Annotated in this window: 18 protein-coding genes; 13 read left to right on the forward strand and 5 right to left on the reverse strand. The window is 65.7% G+C overall.

Going from position 1 to position 19958, the window contains the following annotated elements; all coding sequences use genetic code 11:
* Nucleotides 1-151: 151 nt before the first annotated feature.
* Genes ACS5Q0_RS15085 through ACS5Q0_RS15100 form a run of 4 tightly spaced genes read left to right on the forward strand, consistent with a single transcriptional unit; the run spans nt 152 to nt 7000 of the window.
* A complete protein-coding gene (locus tag ACS5Q0_RS15085) occupies nt 152-1168 on the forward strand; it encodes an AAA family ATPase (protein ID WP_473127470.1) in 1017 nt (338 codons plus the stop codon).
* A 10-nt stretch (nt 1169-1178) separates the two neighbouring features.
* Nucleotides 1179-2105, forward strand: coding sequence for a DUF58 domain-containing protein (locus ACS5Q0_RS15090; protein WP_473127471.1), 927 nt, complete (start codon nt 1179-1181; stop codon nt 2103-2105).
* Between the two features lie 3 nt (nt 2106-2108).
* Entirely contained in the window at nt 2109-4913 is a 2805-nt protein-coding gene (locus ACS5Q0_RS15095) for a DUF4159 domain-containing protein (protein WP_473127472.1), read from the forward strand.
* An 8-nt stretch (nt 4914-4921) separates the two neighbouring features.
* On the forward strand, nt 4922-7000 hold the full coding sequence (locus ACS5Q0_RS15100; protein WP_473127473.1) for a hypothetical protein: 2079 nt from the start codon (nt 4922-4924) through the stop codon (nt 6998-7000).
* Here ACS5Q0_RS15100 and ACS5Q0_RS15105 read toward each other — a convergent pair whose 3' ends face one another.
* Nucleotides 7001-7507 carry a GNAT family N-acetyltransferase gene (locus ACS5Q0_RS15105; protein ID WP_473127474.1) on the reverse strand — a complete coding sequence of 169 codons (507 nt, stop codon included), beginning with the start codon at nt 7505-7507 and terminating at the stop codon, nt 7001-7003.
* Between the two features lie 160 nt (nt 7508-7667).
* On the reverse strand, nt 7668-8150 hold the full coding sequence (locus ACS5Q0_RS15110; protein WP_473127475.1) for an NUDIX domain-containing protein: 483 nt from the start codon (nt 8148-8150) through the stop codon (nt 7668-7670).
* Nucleotides 8151-8634: 484 nt separating this feature from the next.
* Here ACS5Q0_RS15110 and ACS5Q0_RS15115 point away from each other — a divergent pair, with 484 nt between their 5' ends.
* Both ACS5Q0_RS15115 and ACS5Q0_RS15120 read left to right on the forward strand, forming a co-directional pair.
* On the forward strand, nt 8635-9549 hold the full coding sequence (locus ACS5Q0_RS15115) for a metallophosphoesterase family protein (RefSeq protein ID WP_473127476.1): 915 nt from the start codon (nt 8635-8637) through the stop codon (nt 9547-9549).
* A gap of 297 nt (nt 9550-9846) precedes the next feature.
* The gene (locus ACS5Q0_RS15120; RefSeq protein ID WP_473127477.1) at nt 9847-10668 is read left to right on the forward strand and encodes a DUF4142 domain-containing protein; all 822 of its coding nucleotides are present in this window, start codon (nt 9847-9849) and stop codon (nt 10666-10668) included.
* Between the two features lie 204 nt (nt 10669-10872).
* Here ACS5Q0_RS15120 and ACS5Q0_RS15125 read toward each other — a convergent pair whose 3' ends face one another.
* Nucleotides 10873-11799: a sugar kinase gene (locus ACS5Q0_RS15125; RefSeq protein WP_473127478.1), complete on the reverse strand. Its 927-nt coding sequence runs from the start codon at nt 11797-11799 to the stop codon at nt 10873-10875.
* Nucleotides 11796-13262: an FAD-binding oxidoreductase gene (locus ACS5Q0_RS15130; protein ID WP_473127539.1), complete on the reverse strand. Its 1467-nt coding sequence runs from the start codon at nt 13260-13262 to the stop codon at nt 11796-11798. Before ACS5Q0_RS15130 ends, ACS5Q0_RS15125 begins: the two co-directional genes overlap by 4 nt.
* 116 nt (nt 13263-13378) lie before the next feature.
* Here ACS5Q0_RS15130 and ACS5Q0_RS15135 point away from each other — a divergent pair, with 116 nt between their 5' ends.
* From ACS5Q0_RS15135 to ACS5Q0_RS15160, 6 genes are all read left to right on the forward strand, one after another.
* Entirely contained in the window at nt 13379-14077 is a 699-nt protein-coding gene (locus ACS5Q0_RS15135) for a fumarylacetoacetate hydrolase family protein (protein WP_473127479.1), read from the forward strand.
* Nucleotides 14078-14198: 121 nt separating this feature from the next.
* Entirely contained in the window at nt 14199-15047 is an 849-nt protein-coding gene (locus ACS5Q0_RS15140; protein WP_473127480.1) for a lysine/arginine/ornithine ABC transporter substrate-binding protein, read from the forward strand.
* A gap of 215 nt (nt 15048-15262) precedes the next feature.
* Nucleotides 15263-16108, forward strand: coding sequence for a lysine/arginine/ornithine ABC transporter substrate-binding protein (locus ACS5Q0_RS15145; protein WP_473127481.1), 846 nt, complete (start codon nt 15263-15265; stop codon nt 16106-16108).
* Nucleotides 16109-16299: 191 nt separating this feature from the next.
* On the forward strand, nt 16300-16956 hold the full coding sequence (locus ACS5Q0_RS15150) for an ABC transporter permease (protein ID WP_473127540.1): 657 nt from the start codon (nt 16300-16302) through the stop codon (nt 16954-16956).
* Nucleotides 16956-17681, forward strand: coding sequence for an ABC transporter permease (locus ACS5Q0_RS15155; RefSeq protein ID WP_473127482.1), 726 nt, complete (start codon nt 16956-16958; stop codon nt 17679-17681). The genes ACS5Q0_RS15150 and ACS5Q0_RS15155 overlap by 1 nt, the downstream gene beginning before the upstream one ends.
* The gene (locus ACS5Q0_RS15160; RefSeq protein WP_473127483.1) at nt 17674-18483 is read left to right on the forward strand and encodes an ABC transporter ATP-binding protein; all 810 of its coding nucleotides are present in this window, start codon (nt 17674-17676) and stop codon (nt 18481-18483) included. The genes ACS5Q0_RS15155 and ACS5Q0_RS15160 overlap by 8 nt, the downstream gene beginning before the upstream one ends.
* 35 nt (nt 18484-18518) lie before the next feature.
* On the opposite strand, the gene ACS5Q0_RS15165 is transcribed toward ACS5Q0_RS15160, so the two are convergent.
* Complete coding sequence (locus ACS5Q0_RS15165; RefSeq protein ID WP_473127484.1) at nt 18519-18959, reverse strand: DUF4112 domain-containing protein; 441 nt, start codon at nt 18957-18959, stop codon at nt 18519-18521.
* A 329-nt stretch (nt 18960-19288) separates the two neighbouring features.
* Between ACS5Q0_RS15165 and ACS5Q0_RS15170 the strand changes: the two genes are divergently transcribed.
* Complete coding sequence (locus ACS5Q0_RS15170) at nt 19289-19954, forward strand: YcbK family protein (RefSeq protein ID WP_473127485.1); 666 nt, start codon at nt 19289-19291, stop codon at nt 19952-19954.
* Nucleotides 19955-19958 lie beyond the last annotated feature (4 nt).

The raw sequence follows: 19958 nt of genomic DNA on the forward strand, positions 1-19958 counted from the left end.
CATCGGCTACTTCCTTAAGCATAGAGTTCCCGACAGCGACATCCAATCCTTCGGCCCCGTCCGCTGCGGCGCATCGACTCTTGCCTCTCGATAGGGATCGAAGGCAGACTAGGTGTTTGGGGGCGACTGCAACGAGAGGGAGAATGACCTCATGACGGCCAGCATTTCTCAAGCGCCCACCGCCCTGGACGATGCGATCATCCGCAATGCGGAGGCCACGCTTGAGACTGTCGGGCGCGCCCGGGAGGCCATCCACACCGTCATCTTCGGCCAGGAAGACGTCGTCGATCAGACCCTGATCACCCTGCTCGCGGGGGGCCACGGTCTGCTCGTGGGCGTTCCAGGCCTCGCCAAGACAAAGCTCGTCGAGACGCTCGGCACCGTCCTCGGCCTGGACGCCCGCCGCATCCAGTTCACGCCGGACCTGATGCCCTCGGACATCCTGGGCTCGGAGATCCTCGACGAAGGAGCCGACCGCCGCCGCTCCTTCCGCTTCGTCAAAGGTCCGGTCTTCACCCAGCTTCTCATGGCGGACGAGATCAACCGCGCGAGCCCGCGCACCCAGTCCGCCCTGCTGCAGGCGATGCAGGAGCATCACGTTTCCGTGGGCGGCGAGCGGCACGACCTGCCCCAGCCCTTCCATGTGCTGGCCACCCAGAATCCCATCGAGCAGGAAGGCACCTACCCCCTTCCCGAGGCGCAGCTCGACCGCTTCCTGCTGCAGATCGACGTGAATTATCCGAGCCGCGAGGCCGAGCGGCGCATCCTCATCGAGACGACCGGCGCGGAGGATCACAAGCCTGTCGCCGTCATGAACGCCGAAGCCCTCATGAACGCCCAGCGCCTCGTGCGGCGCCTGCCCGTCGGCGAGAGCGTGGTCGAAGCGATCCTCGATCTCGTGCGCTCGGCCCGCCCCGAGAACGAGAGCATCGACGGCGTGAGCGACAAGGTACTGTGGGGCCCAGGGCCCCGCGCCAGCCAGGCGCTCATGCTGGCGGTGCGCGCGCGAGCCCTCATCGAAGGCCGCGTCGCCCCCTCCATGGCCGACGTGGTGGCGCTGGCCGAGCCCGTCCTCAAGCATCGCATGGCGCTCACCTTCTCCGCCCGCGCCGACGGCGAGACGCTGTCGAGCGTCATCGGCCGCCTCACCTCCCGGCTGGCAGGTTAAGGATTTCGTCATGGCCCGTGTCCGGGTCCTTCCCGAGAGCGCCCGCTCGCCGGGTCGCCAGGAGACCGAGAGCGCCCTCTCGCTCGCCCATCGCATGCCGCGCCTCGTGCTCGAAGCACGACGCGTCGCGGCGAACCTCGCGCACGGGATCCATGGGCGCAGGCGCGCGGGCGTCGGCGAGAGCTTCTGGCAATTCCGTCCCTTCGTGACGGGCGAGGCCGCGCAGCGCATCGACTGGCGCCGCTCGGGCCGCGACGACCGGCTCTACGTCCGCGAGCGGGAATGGGAGACGGCCCAGACCCTGTGGATCTGGATCGACCGCTCCGCGTCGATGGCCTATGCCTCGGAACTCGCCCAGGTGCCCAAGATCGAGCGCGCCGTCGTGCTGGGCCTGGCCCTGGCCGATTGCTTCGTGGAATCGGGCGAGCGGGTCGGCATGCTCGGCCTCATGGCCCCGCGCGCCACCCGGCGCATTGCCGAAACCATGGCGCAGACCCTCGTGACGGACCGCTCGTCCCTGGAGGACGATCTCCCGCCGGGCGCGCCCATCGCCCCGCAGCACGAAGCCATCCTGATCAGCGACTTCCTCTCCCCCCTGCGCGACATCGCGGCCGCCGTGGAAGGCATCTCCGCCCGCGGCTCGCGGGGGCATCTCGTCATGGTCGTCGACCCTGTCGAGGAGACCTTTCCTTTCCAGGGCCAAGCCGTCCTGCACGATCTCGAGGATGGCCTCGCGCTTCGGATCGGTGACGCCCAATCCTGGGGCCGCGCCTATCGCGAGCGGATCGAGCAGCATCGCGCCGGGCTGCAGGAGATCACGCGCCGCCGAGGCTGGACCTTCACGATCCATCGCACCGACCGTCCGGCCAGCGAGGCCGCGCTGCGTCTGCTGACGCTGGTCTCGGCCGCCCGCGGCGCAAGTTTGGGAGGGCGCTAGATCATGTTCGGCCTTCCCCTCACCTTCGCCGTTCCGCTCGTTCTGACGGCGCTCGCGGCTCTACCCGCCATCTGGCTGCTTCTGCGCATCACGCCGCCACAGCCGAGACGGGTGGATTTTCCGCCGCTCAAGATCCTGGCCGACCTGCAGCCCGAGCAGGAGACGCCCGCACGCACGCCCTGGTGGCTGCTGCTCATGCGGCTGCTGCTCGCCGCCTTCCTCATTCTCGCGGCAGCAGGGCCGATCTGGAATCCCCTCGCCGAGGACAACGGCCGTGCGCCGCTTCTCCTGATCGTGGACAATGGCCTCGCCGCCGCGCATGACTGGCGGGACAGGATGAATCTGGCCTCCGAACGCATCGAAGCCGCCGGCCGCGACGGACGCACCGTCGCCCTCGTTGCGACGGCCGAACAACCTGCGGCCTTCGAGCTGACCAATCCGGCCGCGGCCCTGGAGCGCCTGCGCTCCCTGAAGCCCCAACCGCATCTGCAGGACCGCGCGGCCCACCTCGACTCCATCAAGCGCTTCCTGGAAGGCACGCCGGATGCGAACATCGTCTGGATCAGTGACGGGGTGGCCGGCGTTGATGGGCAAGGCTTCATCGACGGCTTGGCGCAGATGGCGAATGACCGGCGGATCACGGTGCTCAAACCCGAGCGCGCCTCCACGCTTGCTGTCGCCGGCGTCGAGAACGCCGGTGGCCGCTTGAATGCGCGGGTCGTGCGGGCGGAGCCGAACGGCCGCGACTCGGGCACCTTGCGGGCGCTGGACCTGAAGAACCTGCCGCTCGCCGACATGCATTTCCGCTTCGATCCCAGCGCGACCGAAACGATGGTGGCCTTCGATCTTCCCACCGAGATCCGGAACGCCATCGCCCGCATCGAGATTCTCGGAGAGGGCTCCGCCGGTGCGGTGAACCTGATCGACGAGCGCAGCAAGCGCCGGCGCGTCGGGCTCGTTTTCGGCGGCACCGCCGATCAGACCCAGCCTCTGCTCTCGCCGCTCTTCTACATCGAGCGGGCGCTGTCCCCCTATTCGGAAATCCGGATGGGGCGCGGCGGCGTCGCCGATGCGGTGAACCAGCTTCTGGAGGAGCAGGTCTCGGTGCTCGTTCTCGCCGATGTGGGCGGTCTCGACCGCGAGACCCTGGGCAGGGTCTCGGAATTCGTCGAGAAAGGCGGATTGCTCCTGCGCTTCGCCGGTTCGCGTCTGGCGGCAGGCAACGACGAACTCGTGCCGGTTCGCCTGCGCCGCGGCGGGCGCAGTCTCGGCGGGTCGCTCTCCTGGGACACCCCGAAGACCTTCGCGCCCTTCACACGCGAGAGCCCCTTCTTCGGGCTCAAGATTCCGGAAGAGATCGGCATCCGCCGCCAGATCCTCGCTGAGCCCGACGGGGACCTCGCCTCCCGGACCTGGGCGTCGCTGGTGGACGGAACGCCGATCGTCACGGCGGACAAGCGTGGCGACGGCCTTCTCGTGCTCTTCCATGTCACGGCGGACACCACCTGGTCGAACCTGCCGCTCTCCGGCCTTTTCGTCGATATGCTTCGCCGGATCACGGCTCTTTCGGGCGCGCCGCACGACGTGAACGCCGAGTCGCGCAACGCGGAAAACGAGACCGTCGCCCCCCGCCTCACCCTCGATGGCTACGGCATGTTCACGTCTCCGCCCGCCAACGCCCGCGCCGTCCCGCGCAGCTACGCCGAGCGCGCGATGGGAGAGCACCCGCCCGGCTTCTACGGCCCTGCCGACTCGAGTCTCGCCGTGAACGCCCTTCTCCCCGGGGACAAGCTCGCGCCGCTCGACGTCGCTCCGCTGAAGGCCCGTATTGCGCCCCTGGAGGGCGCCCAAACCGTCGATCTGCGCATGCCTCTGTTCATGCTCGCCCTCATTCTGCTGCTCGCCGACACCCTTGCCTCGCTCTGGCTCGGCGGCCATCTCGCGAACCTTTCGGGACGCCTGCGCAAGGCAGGCGCCGCGGCCTCCATCCTGCTCGCATCGATGCTGTTTCTCACATCGGCCTTCGATGCGAGAGCGCAGGACTTGGGGCCACGCCGCATGGACGAGAATGCGAGCCCCGCCCTCGTCACACGATTGGCCTACGTGATCACGGGCGACGCGGGCGTCGACGACACCAGCAAGGCCGGGCTCACGGGGCTGACGCAGGTTCTGTCGCAGCGCACCGCCCTTTCGCCGGGCGATCCGATCGGCATCGACCTCTCGCGGGATGAAGTCGCCTTCTATCCGCTGATCTACTGGCCCATCGTCGCCACGCGGCCGATGCCGTCGGAGGCCGCGATCCGGCGCCTCGACGCCTTCATGAAAGGCGGCGGCACCGTGATCTTCGATACGCGGGACGCCTTCAGCAACCGCCCCGATGGCGCCGTCAGCGCAGAGGGCCAGTATCTGCGCCGCATGCTCGCCACCCTCGACATTCCCGAGCTGGAGCCGGTGCCGAACGACCACGTCCTGACGAAGACCTTCTATATCCTGGATGCCTTCCCGGGCCGCTACGCCACGGGGCAGACCTGGGTCGAGGCCCTTCCTCCGCAGGCGGAAGGCGAACAGAACCGTCCGGCACGCTCCGGCGACAGCGTGTCTCCGATCATCATCACCTCCAATGACCTTGCCGCGGCCTGGGCAGTCGGCAACCGAGGGGAATATCTCTTTCCCGTGGTCGGAAGCGATCCGCGCCAGCGCGAAATGGCCTATCGAAGCGGCATCAACATCGTGATGTATACGCTCACCGGAAACTACAAGGCGGATCAGGTGCACGTGCCCGCGCTGCTCGAGCGGCTGGGGCAATAGAGCGGTTCATGTCAGTTCTTTCGATCAGCTTCTCGCCTCTCATCCCGGTTTATGCGCTCTGGGCCGTCGGCGCCGTGGCCGCCCTGCTCGCGATCCTCGCCATCGTCTCCCGCGGACCCGTGGCGATCCTCAGGGCTCTCGCCCTGGGGCTCGTCCTGCTCGCGCTCGCCAATCCGTCGCTCGTGCAGGAAGAGCGCGAGAAGGTGAAGGATATCGTGGCCGTCGTGACCGACCGCACGACGTCCCAGACGCTCGGCGACCGCTCCGCGATGACGGACCAGGTCAAGGCCGAGCTGGAGCGGCGCTTCGGCTCGCTCGCGGATGTGGAGCCGCGCTACATCGAAGCGGACGACAGTACGGGCGATGAGGGAACGCGCCTGTTCACCGCGCTCTCGAACGGCCTCGCGGATGTCCCGCCGGACCGCTTGGCGGGCGTGATCTTTATCACCGACGGCGTGGTGCACGATATTCCGCCCTCCGCCGAGGCGCTCGGTTTCCATGCGCCGCTTCACGCCCTCATCACGGGCCGCCCCGACGAGCGCGACCGGCAGATCAAGCTGATCGAGGCGCCCCGCTTCGGCATCGTGGGCAAGGAGCAGACCATTCGCGCGCAGGTGATGGAGCGCGGCGGCACGGGCTCGGCCCTGGTCACGCTCCGGCGCGACGGGCAGGTTCTGTCCCGCCAGCAGGTGCGCGCTGACACCCCGTTCTCGTTGCAGGTGCAGATCGAGCATGGCGGCACGAACGTGGTCGAGCTCGAAGTGGAGGGACTGCCCAACGAGCTGACGCAGGCCAACAACCGCGCGGTCGTGCCCATCGAGGGCATCCGCGAGAAGCTGCGCGTGCTGCTCGTGTCCGGCGAACCCCATGCCGGCGAGCGCACTTGGCGCAACCTGCTCAAATCCGACGCCAATGTGGATCTCGTCCATTTCACGATCCTGCGGCCGCCGGAAAAGCAGGACGGCACGCCGATCAACGAATTGTCGCTGATCGCCTTCCCGACGCGCGAGCTGTTCCAGCAGAAGATCAAGGATTTCGACCTGATCATCTTCGACCGCTACGCCAACCAGAGCATCCTGCCTTCGAGCTATTTCGAGAACATCGTGCGCTATGTGCGCGAAGGCGGCGCGATCCTCGTGGCGGCGGGGCCGGAATTCGCAAGCTACGGCAGCCTGGCCCAGACGCGGCTTTCGCCCGTCATTCCCGGCATCCCCAACGGCCGCATCGTCGAGCAGCCCTACAAGGCCCACATCACCGACACGGGGAACCGCCATCCGGTGACGCGGGACCTCCCAGGCTCGGAGACCTCGCCGCCCGCATGGGGCGAGTGGCTGCGCATCATCGGCTCCGACGTGCAATCGGGCGCGACGCTGATGTCGGGCGCGAACGACCTGCCGCTGCTCGTGCTCCGGCGTGAGGAGAAAGGCCGTGTCGCGCTGCTCCTCTCGGACCACGCCTGGCTCTGGGCCCGCGGCTATCAGGATGGCGGCCCCCATCTCGATCTCCTGCGCCGGCTGGCCCACTGGCTCATGAAGGAACCGGCGCTGGAAGAGGAAGCCCTCCGCGCCTCCGCCAGCGGCCGCACGATCCACATCGAGCGGCAGACCATGGCGGATACCGCCGATCCCGTGACCCTCGTGTCGCCGAGCGGCGTGGAAGCCAGCGTTCCGCTGAACGAGGGCCGACCGGGCCTCTTCACGGCCGAGATCGAAGGCAAGGAACTGGGGCTTCACACGGTCCGGTCGGGCGATCTCATCGCCTTCGTCAGCATCGGACCGGCCAACCCCCGCGAATTGATGGACGTGTTCAGCAACACCGAGGCGCTCACTCCGATCGCGGAAGCGACCGGCGGCTCGGTCCGGCGGGTGGCGACGGCCGGCGACCAGAGCATCACCGTCCCCCGCATCCTTGCCGTGCACTCGGGCTCGCGGTTTTCCGGCGGCGACTGGATCGGCATCAAGCCCAGCCAGAGCGCCATCGTGCGCGGCGTCTCGGTGTTCCCGCTGGCGCTCGGCTTCATCGGCCTCGCGCTCCTGATCGGCGCGACGCTCGCGGCCTGGTTGACGGAAGGCCGCAGAAGGGCCTGATCAGGCCTCTTTCGGGAGCGGCGTGACGATGCCCCTGGCGCGGGCGACCGCCCCCTCCTCCAGTTCGAGGGCCAGGAACCGCGCGGGATTGACGGGTCCCGGCAGCTGCAGCCCCTGCGAAACGAGCTTGAAGCCGAAGCGGCGGTAATAGGGCTCGTCGCCCACGAGCAGCACGAGCGTGTGTCCCTTCGTCTTCGCCGCGTCCAGCGAGCGGCGCATGAGCGCGGCGCCGATGCCCCGGCTCTCGAAGGCGGGCTCGACGGCCAACGGTCCGAGCATCAGGGCCGGCTCCCGGCCCGCCATGACGGGCGTCAGGCGCACGGAGCCCACCAGCAGGGTGCCCACCATGGCGGTGAAGGAGAGTTCGAGCAGATGGCCCGCGCCCTCTCTCAGGCGGGAGGCCGTGCGGGCGTAGCGCCCCGGGCCGAAGGCGCGCTCGTGAAGGCGCTCGATCGCCTCGTCGTCGATGGGTTGCTCGGAGCGAATGAGAAGGGAAAGCTCGGTCATGGACGGACTCGAAAAGCGGAAGACGGCAATCGGAATGGGGGCTGGACGATGAGATCAGCCCTGTCGTCGTCGCTGGATCCGAATGATGGTCATGAGCGTGGCGTTTCCTCGAGTGCCCTGGCCATAGCAGCCCTTGGGACGCCGCGCAAACCCTCCTCTTTCACCACATGGGTGAAAGCGGCTCCCCTTCCAGGATTTCCGCCAGCCGACGGCGCGTCGCCTCCGTCGTCCCCTCGGGCAGCCGGGCAAGGGGGAAAAAGCCTGCCTCCGCGATCTCGCGGTCGGGCTGCTTCTCCTCGAGGACGGTAAAGTGCCGGATCAGATAGACGAGCACGTGATCGCGCCGGGACGCCCGCCGGTTGAAGAACACGCCCGCGAGCGCCGGTAGCGCATCGATGGCGATGCAGGCCTCCTCGCGCAGCTCACGAGTCAGCGCGTCGAGGGCCGTTTCTCCGGTTTCCACGCCGCCCCCGGGCAGATGCCAGCCGGGCACATAGGTGTGCCGGATGAGAAAGATCCGGTTCTCCCCGTCGAGGACGATGCCCCTCACTCCCAGGGTCATGCCCCGGGAAAACCGCCAATAGGTGTGGAGCCCCCAAGTCACGAAACGGGAGGCTTTGTTCGATGGCGCAGAGTCGGACATTGGTCGAATTAATCATGAGAAGATTACAGGAAGATGAACAAAGACATTCATCCCGCGCATGGCTGATCCGGCGGATTAGCGCGTGACCTTCATTCTACTAAGGTCTAATACGACGGCAACCATAGGTGTTCCAATGTTTCTGTCGCTGATCCTGTCCCTTCTCAACCGCTCCGCCCGCTTCTCCTGGTCCCCGGCTCTCAATCTTGAGGATCGCAGGATCTACTCGACCCTGATCCCGGGCGCGCAGTACTAAACCTGCCTCTGACGCAGCGGAGCCACGTCTCACGGACCTGGCTCCTGGCTCGGACCACGCCCGGTTTCTGTCGGGACCCGGGCCCGGGCAGGACGTCCTCGCCCATATCGTGAGGCGGAGGCCATGGGTCTCTGTCCGCGACCGCCTCCGAAGGATCTCTTCTTTATCGGCCATGCTTGACGCCACGGGCGGCACGGGCGAACTCTCGTCCGTTCACTTCATTAGGCCGTCATGTTTCGCATTGCCCATCTCACTGACCCGCATGTGGGCCCCCTTCCCCGGCCACGCCTGAAGCAGTTGCTGAGCAAGCGCCTGACCGGCTGGTACAATTGGCATCGCAGCCGGCACGACCTTCACGACATGGAGCTCCTGGCGGAGCTCGTCGCCGATATCCACGCCCAGAAACCGGATCACATCGCCTGCACGGGCGACACGTGCAATATCGGCCTGCCCGATGAGTGGGAGACATCGCGGATCTTTCTTGAGAGCCTCGGCGACCCCGCTCACGTCACCTTCGTGCCGGGCAATCACGACGCCTATGTGCGCGGCTCGCTCGAAGGCCTGCTCAGGAAGGTTGCGCCGTGGACCCGGGGAGACGACGGCCGCGAGGCCGTATTCCCCTATCTCCGCCGGTATGGGCCGGTCGCCATCATCGGCCTTTCCTCCGCCATTCCCACCCTTCCCTTCGTCGCCAGCGGACGGGTGGGCTCGCAGCAGACCAAGGATACGGAGGCGATGCTGAGCGAGCTGGGACGGGACCCGTTCTGCTTCCGCGTCGTCCTGATCCATCATCCGCCGCATATCGGCGGGGCCGAGCCGGGGCGTAATCTCACGGACGCCAAGCGCTTCGAAGCCATGATCGGCCGCGTCGGCGCCGAGCTCATTCTTCATGGGCACAATCACGTGGGGTCGCTCGCGCATATCCCCGGGCCGCGCGGTCCGGTGCCCGTCATCGGGGCCCCATCGGCCTCGGCCCGCAGCGGAACGCTCACCCACAAGGCAGGCTATCATCTCTTCACGATCGACCAGGACGACACCGGCTTCCTGCTCCAGGCGGAACTGCGCGGCCTGAAGCCTGACGGTACGGTCGGAGGCATGGGAATGCTGTCGCTCAGCCAGATCCGCCAGTCTCAAGAGGGGCCGTGATCACACGGCCCTCGTCAAGCAGTGACGATCATGATCTCCTGAGCGGAACGGAAAGCATTACAGCTCCTCCAGAAGGTTGAACGCCAGAGAGACATAGAACAGATCGAAGTCTGCATTGCTCTGTTGCACATGAAGCGCAGCAACAATGCCTCTTTCGGCATCGTGAGACTACCCCTTTTCCTTTCGGGAACCGCTCAGATCGCTCCTCGTTGAAGGGATGCAGCAGCCACCCATGAGTTTTGCAAGCCACGCGGGCTTCGCGCGGTGCTCTGCTCCCTTTCGAACAGGAGTTATCTCATGAAGAAACATGTTGCTCTCGCGGCCTTGCTTGCGTTGATCTCCGCCCCGGCCTTTGCGCAGACGATGATGGATAGCCAGACCTACCGCACGATGGCGGCTCAATCCGACGCGTTCGAGATTGCGTCGAGCCAGCTCGCCCTGCAACGCTCCCGCAATCCCAACGTGCGCCGTTTCGCTCAGGAGATGATCCGTGATCACGGCATGACCAGCCAGGCCCTGAATGGCGGTCGCGCGGTCTATTCGGCCTCCGGTGAATTCATCCCGGGCTCCGTCGGTGGCACGCTGGCCGGTGCGGGCATCGGCGCGCTGGTCGGCGGCCCGGTCGGCGCCGCGGTCGGAGCGGGCGTCGGCGCAGCAGCCGGCACGACCGCAGGCGCGGCAGCGACGTCACCGGGTGCGGCCGGCGGCACGGCGGCCGGAACCCTCACGGGCGCTGGGGTCGGCGCCCTGGTGGGCGGCCCGGTCGGTGCCGCCGTGGGCGCGGGCGTCGGTGCGACGACGGGCGCCGCGGCCGGCGCAGGCGCCGACGTGCAGGCAACCGGCTCGATCGCTCCGATCCGCCTCGGCGTTCCCCTCAGCCCCGACAAGACAGCCATGCTGAACCAGCTCGCTTCGGCCTCGGGCCCGCAATTCGACCGTCTCTATGGCCAGTATCAGAGTCTGGCGCACCAGGAGGCGCTGAACCTGCACGCGAGCTATGCCCAGGCCGGCGGCGATCCGTCCCTGCGCCAGTTCGCGGCCTCCGTCGTGCCGCATATTGAGAACCACCTCGCACAGGCCAGTCGCCTTCCCGGCGCTGCAGCGATCCGGCGCCGCTAAAGCATCGGACCCAAAAGTGGATTTGCACTTTTGGGGCAGATCCGATGCTTTCTCCTGAGACGAGAGCATCGTGCGGAAAACCGGATCCACTTTTCACTGACGTAGCCCTTCGGGTCGCTGCGCGGCCCGCTGGGTCCGCACGATGCTCTAAGCAGCACGACAGATACGATAGATTTTGGCGGCGGGCTCTCGGGCCCGCCGTTCTTATGCGCCTTGAAGGAAGGCCTCGACCTTCGACCGTTGCGGGATCGGCGCGACCGCTCCATGGCCCAGGGTCGACAGGGCGGCGGCGGCATTGGCATAGGCTGCCGCACGGAACGGGTCGCGATGCACGAGCCACTCGGCCAGGAACGCGCCGTCGAAGGTATCACCCGCGCCCGTGGCGTCGACGGCTTCGACGGGCCTAGCCGCGATGATCTCAGTCCGCTCCCGCGTCGCGACCATGGTGCCGTTCTTGCCCATGGTGAGCGCGACGACGCCGCACCCGAGACCGAGATAGAACACGCAGATCTCCTCCGGCCGCTCCAGCCCCGTGAGCTGGCGCGCATCATCGAGACCGGGAAGAAGAATGTCCGAGAGGGCGGATGCGCCGTGGATGACCGCACGGGCGCGGTCCAGCGGCCAGAGCCTCAGGCGAAGATTGGTGTCGTAACTGACGACGGTGCCATTGGCCTTGGCATGACGGATCGCCGCGAACACGGCATCGGCGCAGTTGTCCGAAATCGCCTGCGAAATGCCCGATGCATGCAGGATCCGCGCGGAGGCGATCTGGTCCAGCGGCAGTTCCTCGACCGTGACCAGGCTCGCCGCCGATCCGGCGCGCGCATAGGTGAACACATGACCTTCCGCGCCGTAGCTGATGAAATATGCTCCCGTCCTGCCGTCCTCGCGCAGGATCACCGAGGAGCAATCGATCCCCTCCCCGTTCCACAGATCGAGAAAATTCTGACCGAAGACATCGTGCCCCAAGGCCGTGAAGATCGCGGTTTTCGCGCCCTGGCGGGCCGCCGCGACTGCAGCATTGGAAACGTCGCCGCCATAACCCGGAAGGTAGAGGCGCTCACCGTCGCGCCGCACCTCCGCGAACTCCATCATGGGCTCGCCGAAGGTGAGAAGATCGATGCTCTTCATGGGTGCCGTCCTGCCTTGGGAAATGCCGCAGGAGCGTTCTCTCCGATCGACACGACCTTTCCGGGGTTGAGAATGTTCTGCGGATCGAGCGCGCGCTTGAGGCTGCGCATGAGGTCCAGAGCCACAGGATCCTTGTAGTGCAACAGCTCGTCGCGCTTGATGAGGCCAATGCCGTGCTCGGCGGCGATCGATCCGTTCATGCCGTGCACGATGTCATGGACGATGCGGTTGAAGCGCTCCCATTGGGCAAGATACTCGGCCTTGTCCATGCCGACCGGCTGGGACAGGTTGAAATGGATGTTGCCGTCGCCGAAATGTCCGAAGGCGCAGACCCGCACGCCCGGCATTTCCGCCTCGCAGGCCTTCGTTGCGGTCTCGATGAATTCCGCGACGCGCGAGACGGGCACGGCCACGTCGTGCTTGATCGATCCGCCTTCCCGGCCCTGCACTTCGGAGAGGCTCTCGCGCAGGCCCCAGAGCGCCTGGCTCTGCGCTTCGCTGGAGCCGAGCACGGCGTCCTGCACCAGCCCCTCTTCGAAAGCTTCGCCGAGCACGGCTTCGAGCAGGCCCTGCAGGTCGGCGTCCTTCCGGGGTGAGGAGAGTTCGATCAGCGCATAGGAGTTGTGTGCTTCGGCAAGCGGCCGCACCGAACCGGCCAGATGCTTGAGCACGATCTCGAGACCGAACTCGGGAAGATATTCGAAGGCGGTGAGCTGATCGCCCGCCGCCTCTCGCAGCCGCTGGAAGATCGTGAGCGCATCGCGCGGCGACGCGCAGCCGATGAAGGCCGTGACCCGCGTCTGGGGCTTGGGAAAGAGCTTCAGGACCGCCGCCGTGATGACTCCGAGGGTGCCTTCCGAGCCGATGAAGAGATCCCTCAGGTCGTAGCCCGTATTGTCCTTGCGCAGGCCCTTCAGACCGTCCCAGATCCGTCCGTCGGCGAGCACCACTTCGAGGCCGAGCGTCAGCTCGCGCATGTTGCCGTAGCGCAGTACGCCGGTGCCTCCCGCATTGGTGGCGAGATTGCCGCCGATCCGGCACGAGCCTTCCGAGGCCAGCGACAGGGGAAAGAGATAACCGGCATCGCTCGCCGCGTCCTGCACCGTCTTGAGAATGCAACCGGCCTCGACCGTCATCGTGGCGTTCACCGGGTCGATGTCACGGATGCGGTCGAGCCGCGCGAGCGACAGCACCACCCCGCCGAAGGGGACGCCGCCGCCGACGAGACCCGTGTTGCCGCCGTGGGGTACGACAGGCAATCCGGCCTGCGCGCATTCCCGGAGCACGAACGCGACTTCGTCACGGTTCCCGGGCCTGACCAGGGCAAGCGCCTCGCCGCGATAGAGGCCGCGCAACTCCGTGACATGTCCTTCGAGATCACCGGCCGCCGTGAGCACATAAGCCTCTCCGAGGCGCGCCTTCAGAGTGTCAATGAGAGCCGCGCCAGTGCCGCCAGATGCCATCATCGTCGTTCCTCATGTGGAGCCCCCGTTCATGACGTCTTGTGGTGAGAACCGCAAGGTGTAGGAAAGACAAAGACGAATCCTGCCATTTCATCAGAAGGCGCTCGCGAACACCCATGGCCTATGTCATTCCCACTCCCGCCATCCCTGCTCTCCCGGTCGCCGGCTCCGGCGATCTTTTCCCCGTGCGCCGCGTCTATTGCGTCGGCCGCAACTATGCCGCCCATGCGCGGGAAATGGGTGGCGATCCGACGCGGGAGCCGCCGTTCTTCTTCATGAAACCGTCCGACGCCCTCCAGGCCGTGCCGGAAGGCGAGACGGCCGAGCACCCCTATCCGCCCAAGACGCAGAACTACCATTTCGAGGTGGAGCTCGTGGTCGCCATCGCCAAGGGTGGCCGGAACATCCCGGTGGACGAGGCGCTGAACCATGTGTTCGGCTATGCGATCGGCCTCGACATGACCCGCCGCGATCTTCAGGACGAGGCCAAGCAGCTGCGCCGCCCGTGGGAGCTCGGCAAGGCAGCGGATCTGTCGGGTCCGGTGGGGCTGATCCATCCGGCGGCGACGCTCGGGCATCCGGCCGGAGGCACCATCTCTCTGTCGGTCGACGGCGCCGTGAAGCAGAAGGGCGACCTCTCCGACATGATCTGGTCGGTCGCCGAGCAGATCGCCTATCTCTCCTCCTATTTCGAGCTCACCCCCGGCGACGTGATCTTCTCCGGGACTCCGGACGGGGTCGGCGCCGTCACCCAAGGGCAGACGATGACGGCCGCCATCGAGGGCCTCGGGGAGATCCGCCTCCGGGTTGTGTAAGGAGCCTTGGCGGCCCCTTGCCTTTTTTCGGAGATTGACCGTTACTGCGTCACGGCGCGGCCGGAAGGCTGCGGGACAATCGGCTTGAGGCGTACCCAAGCCATAAGTTAAGGGAACGACTATGAAATTCGTTAAAACCGTCGGTCTTGCCGTCTTCGGCGCCGCCCTCGCGTTCGGCGGGGCCTCGGCCCAGGAGAAGACCATCAAGATCGCCACCGAAGGCGCCTATGCTCCGTGGAACTTCACCGGCCCCGGCGGCAAACTGGAGGGCTTCGAAATCGACCTCGCCAACGACCTGTGCGCCCGCATGAAGGTGAAGTGCGAGATCGTGGCCCAGGACTGGGACGGCATCATCCCGGCGCTTCAGGCCAAGAAGTACGACGCCATCATGGCCGGCATGAGCATCACCGACGAGCGCAAGAAGACCATCGACTTCTCGCGTCCCTACGCCGCCGGCCCGAACGGCTTCCTGGTCCCCAAGGACTCGCCGCTCGCCAAGATGCCCGGCACCGGCCAGGCCTACAACCTCGGCACGCAGAAGGAAGCTGCCGAGAAGGCCATCGACGCCGTGAAGCCGCTCCTGAAGGGCAAGACCATCGGCGTTCAGGGCTCGACCATCCACGCGAACTTCGCCGACAAGTACTACAAGGGCACCGCCGAGATCCGCGAGTACAAGACCACCGAGGCTCATGACCTCGACCTCGCCGCCGGCCGCATCGACGCGGTTCTGGCCGATGCGACCAGCATCATCGGCACCCTCGAGAAGCCCGAGTTCAAGAACGACTACGTTCTCGTCGGCCCCTCCATCACCGGCGGCCTGCTCGGCGCGGGCGTCGGCGTCGGCCTGCGCAAGGAAGACACCGAGCTGAAGAAGTCCTTCAACGACGCGATCCAGGCCGCCGTCCAGGACGGCACGGTGAAGAAGCTGTCGGAGAAGTGGTTCAAGGTGGACATTTCCCCGAAGGGCTAAAAGAGCCTCTTTTCTCTTCAAGGCGCGGCTTCGGCTGCGCCTTTTTTGTATGGAAATGGGCCGAGTGCGACCGAAATCACCAGCCTAGCCCGTTGATTTTGCACGATTACCCCTTGCGCCGGCTTGGCTTTTGGCTGTTACCTTTGGGATCCGAATGACGAGCTGAGGCCCTCGTTCGGGCAACGGGATCAGTCGAATCCGACCAGAGGAAAACGATGAAAATATTCAAGGCAATGGGTCTTACCCTCTTGGCCTCCGCTCTCGCGATGGGAGGGGTCTCGGCCCAGGAGAAGACCATCAAGATCGCCACCGAAGGCGCCTATGCTCCGTGGAACTTCACCGGCCCCGGCGGCAAGCTGGAGGGCTTCGAGATCGACCTCGCCAACGACCTGTGCGCGCGCATGAAGGTGAAGTGCGAGATCGTGGCCCAGGACTGGGACGGCATCATCCCGGCGCTTCAGGCCAAGAAGTACGACGCCATCATGGCCGGCATGAACATCACGGAAAAGCGCCTGGAGACCATCAACTTCTCGCGCCCTTATGCCTCCGGCCCCCACGGCTGGGGCGTGATGAAAGGGTCGCCGCTCGAAAAGCTCGCGGGCGCGGGCCAGCGCCTGAGCCTCGACAAGGACCCCGAGGCGGCCAAGAAGATGATCGAGGAATGGAAGCCGCTCCTGAAGGGCAAGACCGTGGGCACGCAGAGCTCCACCGTCAATGGCCAGTTCCTTGAGAAATACCTCAAGGACACGATCACGATCCGCGAATACAAGACCACCGAGCAGCACGATCTCGATCTGGCGGCCGGGCGAATCGATGCGATCTTCGCCGCCCATTCCTCCCTGAAGGCTTCGACCGAGAAGCCGGAATTCAAGGACATGGAGATCGTCGGCGGCGCGGTGAGCGGCGACGTGCTCGGGCGCGGCGTGGCCGTGGGCCTGCGCAAGGACGACGCCGAGCTCAAGGCGATGTTCGACAAGGCAATTCAATCGGCCATCGACGATGGCACCATTCAGAAGCTCACGCAGCAATGGTTCAAGATCGACATGACGCCGCAAACCTGACAAGAAAGCGGCCAACGGCGCTCCTCAAGCCGACCTGACCTGGGGAGCCGCAACCGGCAAGGCCGGACATGAGAGGAAACGGCCCGTCCCCTTCGGAGGACGGGCACAGGCAGGAAAGTCAAAGCGTGCAGCACCTGAGCTATTTCGAACTCGTCGGGTTCGGCCCCAACGGATGGGGATGGGCTCTTCTGATGGCGACAGGCATGACGATCGCCGTCGCAACCTGCGGGTTCCTCGCGGGATCAGTCGTCGGAACCTTCGTGGCCTGGGGGAAGATCGGCGGCCATGCGCCGGTCCGGTGGCTGGCGGACGGATACACCACCGTTCTGCGCGGCATCCCGGATCTTCTCGTCATTTATCTCTTCTATTTCGGCGGTAGCGCGGCCCTGGGCGCCATCGGCAGCCTGTTCGGCGCCGAGGGCTTCATCGGCGTGCCGGCCTTCGTCACGGGCGCCCTGGCGATCGGCATCGTGTCCGGAGCCTACCAGGCCGAAGTGTTCCGCGGCGCCTATCAAGTCGTCAGCCGCGGCGAACTGGAAGCCGCGCGCTCGGTCGGCATGCATCGCTGGCTCATGTTCCGCCGGATCATCGCGCCGCAGGTCCTGCGCTATGCGATCCCCGGCCTCGGCAACACGTGGCAGCTGGTGCTCAAGGAATCCGCGCTGATCTCCGTCACCGGCCTCGTCGAGCTTCTGCGCCAGTCCCAGGTCGCCGCGGGCTCGACCCGCCGCCCGTTCGATTTCTACATCACGGCGGCGATCCTTTATCTCGTGATCACGTGGGTCTCGACCTATCTCTTCCAGCGTGCCGAGACCCACTCGATGCGCGGCATGCGGAGGGCTTCCTGATGGACTTCGCCTTCATGCAGGAAGCCTTCCTGCGCCTCATCACCGGCGTGCCGCTCACGCTCAATCTCGCCTTCACGTCGATTGCGTTCGGCGCAGTGCTCGCCATGCTGCTCGCGCTCATGCGCATGTCGAACGTCAAGGCGCTCGACTGGCCGGCGCAGGCTTACGTGTTCGTCTTCCGCGGCACGCCCCTGCTCGTGCAGATCTTCCTGATCTACTACGGCCTCGGGCAGTTCCGTCCGACGCTGCAGGAACTCGGACTCTGGGGCTTCTTCCGCGAGCCCTATTGGTGCGCGGTGCTCGCGCTGACCCTGAACACGGCCGCCTATGGCAGCGAGATCATCCGCGGCGGTCTTCAGTCCGTGCCCCACAACCAGGTCGAGGCCGCGCGCGCCTGCGGCATGTCGGGCTTCCTCCTCTTCCGCCGCATCGTCTTCCCGATCGCCGTGCGGCAGGCTCTTCCTGCCTATGGCAGCGAGATCATCCTGATGGTGAAGGCGACGTCCCTCGCCTCCGTCATCACCATGATGGAAGTCACGGGCCTCGCGGCCAAGATGATTTCGCAGACATTCCGGGCCGTAGAGGTGTTCGTCGTAGCCGGCTTGATCTACCTCGTTCTGAACTTCGTCATCACCCGCATCATCATGGCTATCGAATGGTGGCTCTCGCCGCACCTGCGCCGCCCGCCGGCCGTGGAGCCGCGCCTGGAGGCCGCCCATGTCTAACGGAGTCGCATCCTTGTCGCCCCAGCCCGTATCGTCCCAGTCCACCCCTGCCGTTTCGATCAGCAACCTGCGCAAGAGCTTCGGATCGCTTGAGGTGCTCAAAGGCGTGTCCCTCAAGGCCAATGAGGGCGACGTGATCTCGATCCTCGGTGCCTCCGGCTCTGGCAAGTCGACGATGCTTCGCTGCATCAACATGCTCGAAGTGCCCGATGGCGGCGACGTCACCATCGGCGGCGAGACGATCAAGCTCAAGTCCGGGCGCAAAGGCATGATGCCCGTCGATCAGCGGCAGGTGGATCGCATCCGCTCAAGGGTCGCGATGGTGTTCCAGAGCTTCAATCTCTGGTCCCACATGACGATTCTCGAGAACGTGATCGAGGCGCCGGTCCATGTGCAGAAGCGCCCGAAAGCGGAGTGCATCGCCGAGGCCGAGGAGCTGCTGGCGAAGGTCGGAATCGCCGACAAGCGCAACCAGTATCCGTCTCACCTCTCGGGCGGCCAGCAGCAGCGCGCGGCCATTGCGCGCGCGCTCGCCATGCGCCCGGACGTGATGCTCTTCGACGAGCCGACATCCGCGCTCGATCCCGAACTCGTCGGCGAGGTTCTGCGCGTGATGCGCTCGCTTGCCGAAGAGGGCCGCACCATGCTGGTCGTGACGCACGAGATGGGCTTCGCCCGCGACGTGTCGAACCGGGTGGTGTTCCTGCACAAGGGCGTGGTGGAAGAGGAAGGGCCTCCGGCGGAGGTATTCGCCGCCCCGAAATCCGAACGCTTCAAGCAGTTCATCTCGAGCCACCGGTAAAACAAAAGCGCGGCCTCAGGGCCGCGCTTTTCGTATCATGATCGCTCGTTGACCCGCACCGCCGTGCCGTCGATCACTTTAGGCCCGCGCTTGGGCGTACCAAGGTGCTCGTGGATGATCCTGAGGTTGCGCTCATTGGCCTTGAAGAACACGTCGAACACGTCGCCGGCCAGCGGGATGGCGCCGAGTGCGGTATCGACCGCCACATTGCCGACCATGCGGGCGATCTTCCAGCGCGGCAGGCCGAGCTGGCGCGCTTCCCAGATGATGTAGCTCGCCAGAGCCGCCGAAATGGCATCGCCGATTCCCGGCACGAGCCCCAGGAGCGCGTCAAAGCCGACCCGGCGGTTGAGACCGGGAATGAGGAAGGCGCTGTCCATCAGCTTTGCCAGGAGCGTGATGCGGGCAAGCGAATCCTCCCGGCTCGGACCGGCAGCTTTGATGGCTTCGAAAATGTCGCTACGGACAGCAGGCATTCATGTCTCCAATCGCCGATGTTACGGCTCGCAACATGATATGTGTATCGCCCACAATGCTCGCAAGAGGCGAATATTCATCTTGTACAATGTTTCAAATACCAGAATCATGAGAGGATAAAATGCTTCTGAAATAAGGCTTTATGCGGTCAATAATCCTTTTGATCAGAATGTTTTCCCGGGAATGCTCTTGTCGCAGCCGGCATACTGCTTAGGTACCTGCTCCTAAGCGGTAACGCGTCCGCCAGTCGACTGGCCAATAAACATTCCTGCTGCGGGAGGCCTGCCCACCCGCGTTCCCTTGTGGGGGCTCAGAACGGGGAGACCCGATGAGCACCGATGTGAAAATTCGTCGCGCATCTTCGATCACGGTCGTCGCGAGCGCCTGCCTGGCAATCCTTCTGCCAAATCCGTCGAATGCGCAAAGCCCTCATCCCGAACCGAACGGCATCGTGATTCCGATCCCTCTCCCAGAGACTGCTCCCTCACCGCAACCCGCCTCATCCGCCGTCAACAAAGTCGCGCGAAAGTTGAAGGCCCATCACAGGACCATTCCCTCGATCGAATACACGAGCCTCCCCTCCACCGATCGCCTTGTCGACCCAGACGCGACCAGTTCCCTGCCTGATCCCGGCTCGCTCGGGACGCGCGTCCCTTCAGGCTTCTCCTCCTTGGTCTCCCAGGGCGCCATCAAGCTCCGCGACACGACGCCGACCGGTTGCCTGCCTGGCAATCTGCTGGCCGTGGTCGCGGATGTCGCGGGCAATTTCGGCGCCGTCAGCGTTGAGTCCACGCACCGAAGCGCGAGCCGGAACCGGCGCGCTGGGGGCGCGAGTCATTCCCTGCACCTGTCCTGTCGCGCGCTCGATTTCAGGGTGAAGGCGCGCAGCCGCGGCGTCATGGCTTACCTGCGATCAAGACCGGAGGTCGGAGGGCTGAAGATGTATCGAAACGGCATTATTCACATCGACAACGGCCAACGCCGCTCCTGGTGAGCGG

It is taken from the genome of Microvirga sp. HS2 (genome assembly GCF_055792805.1).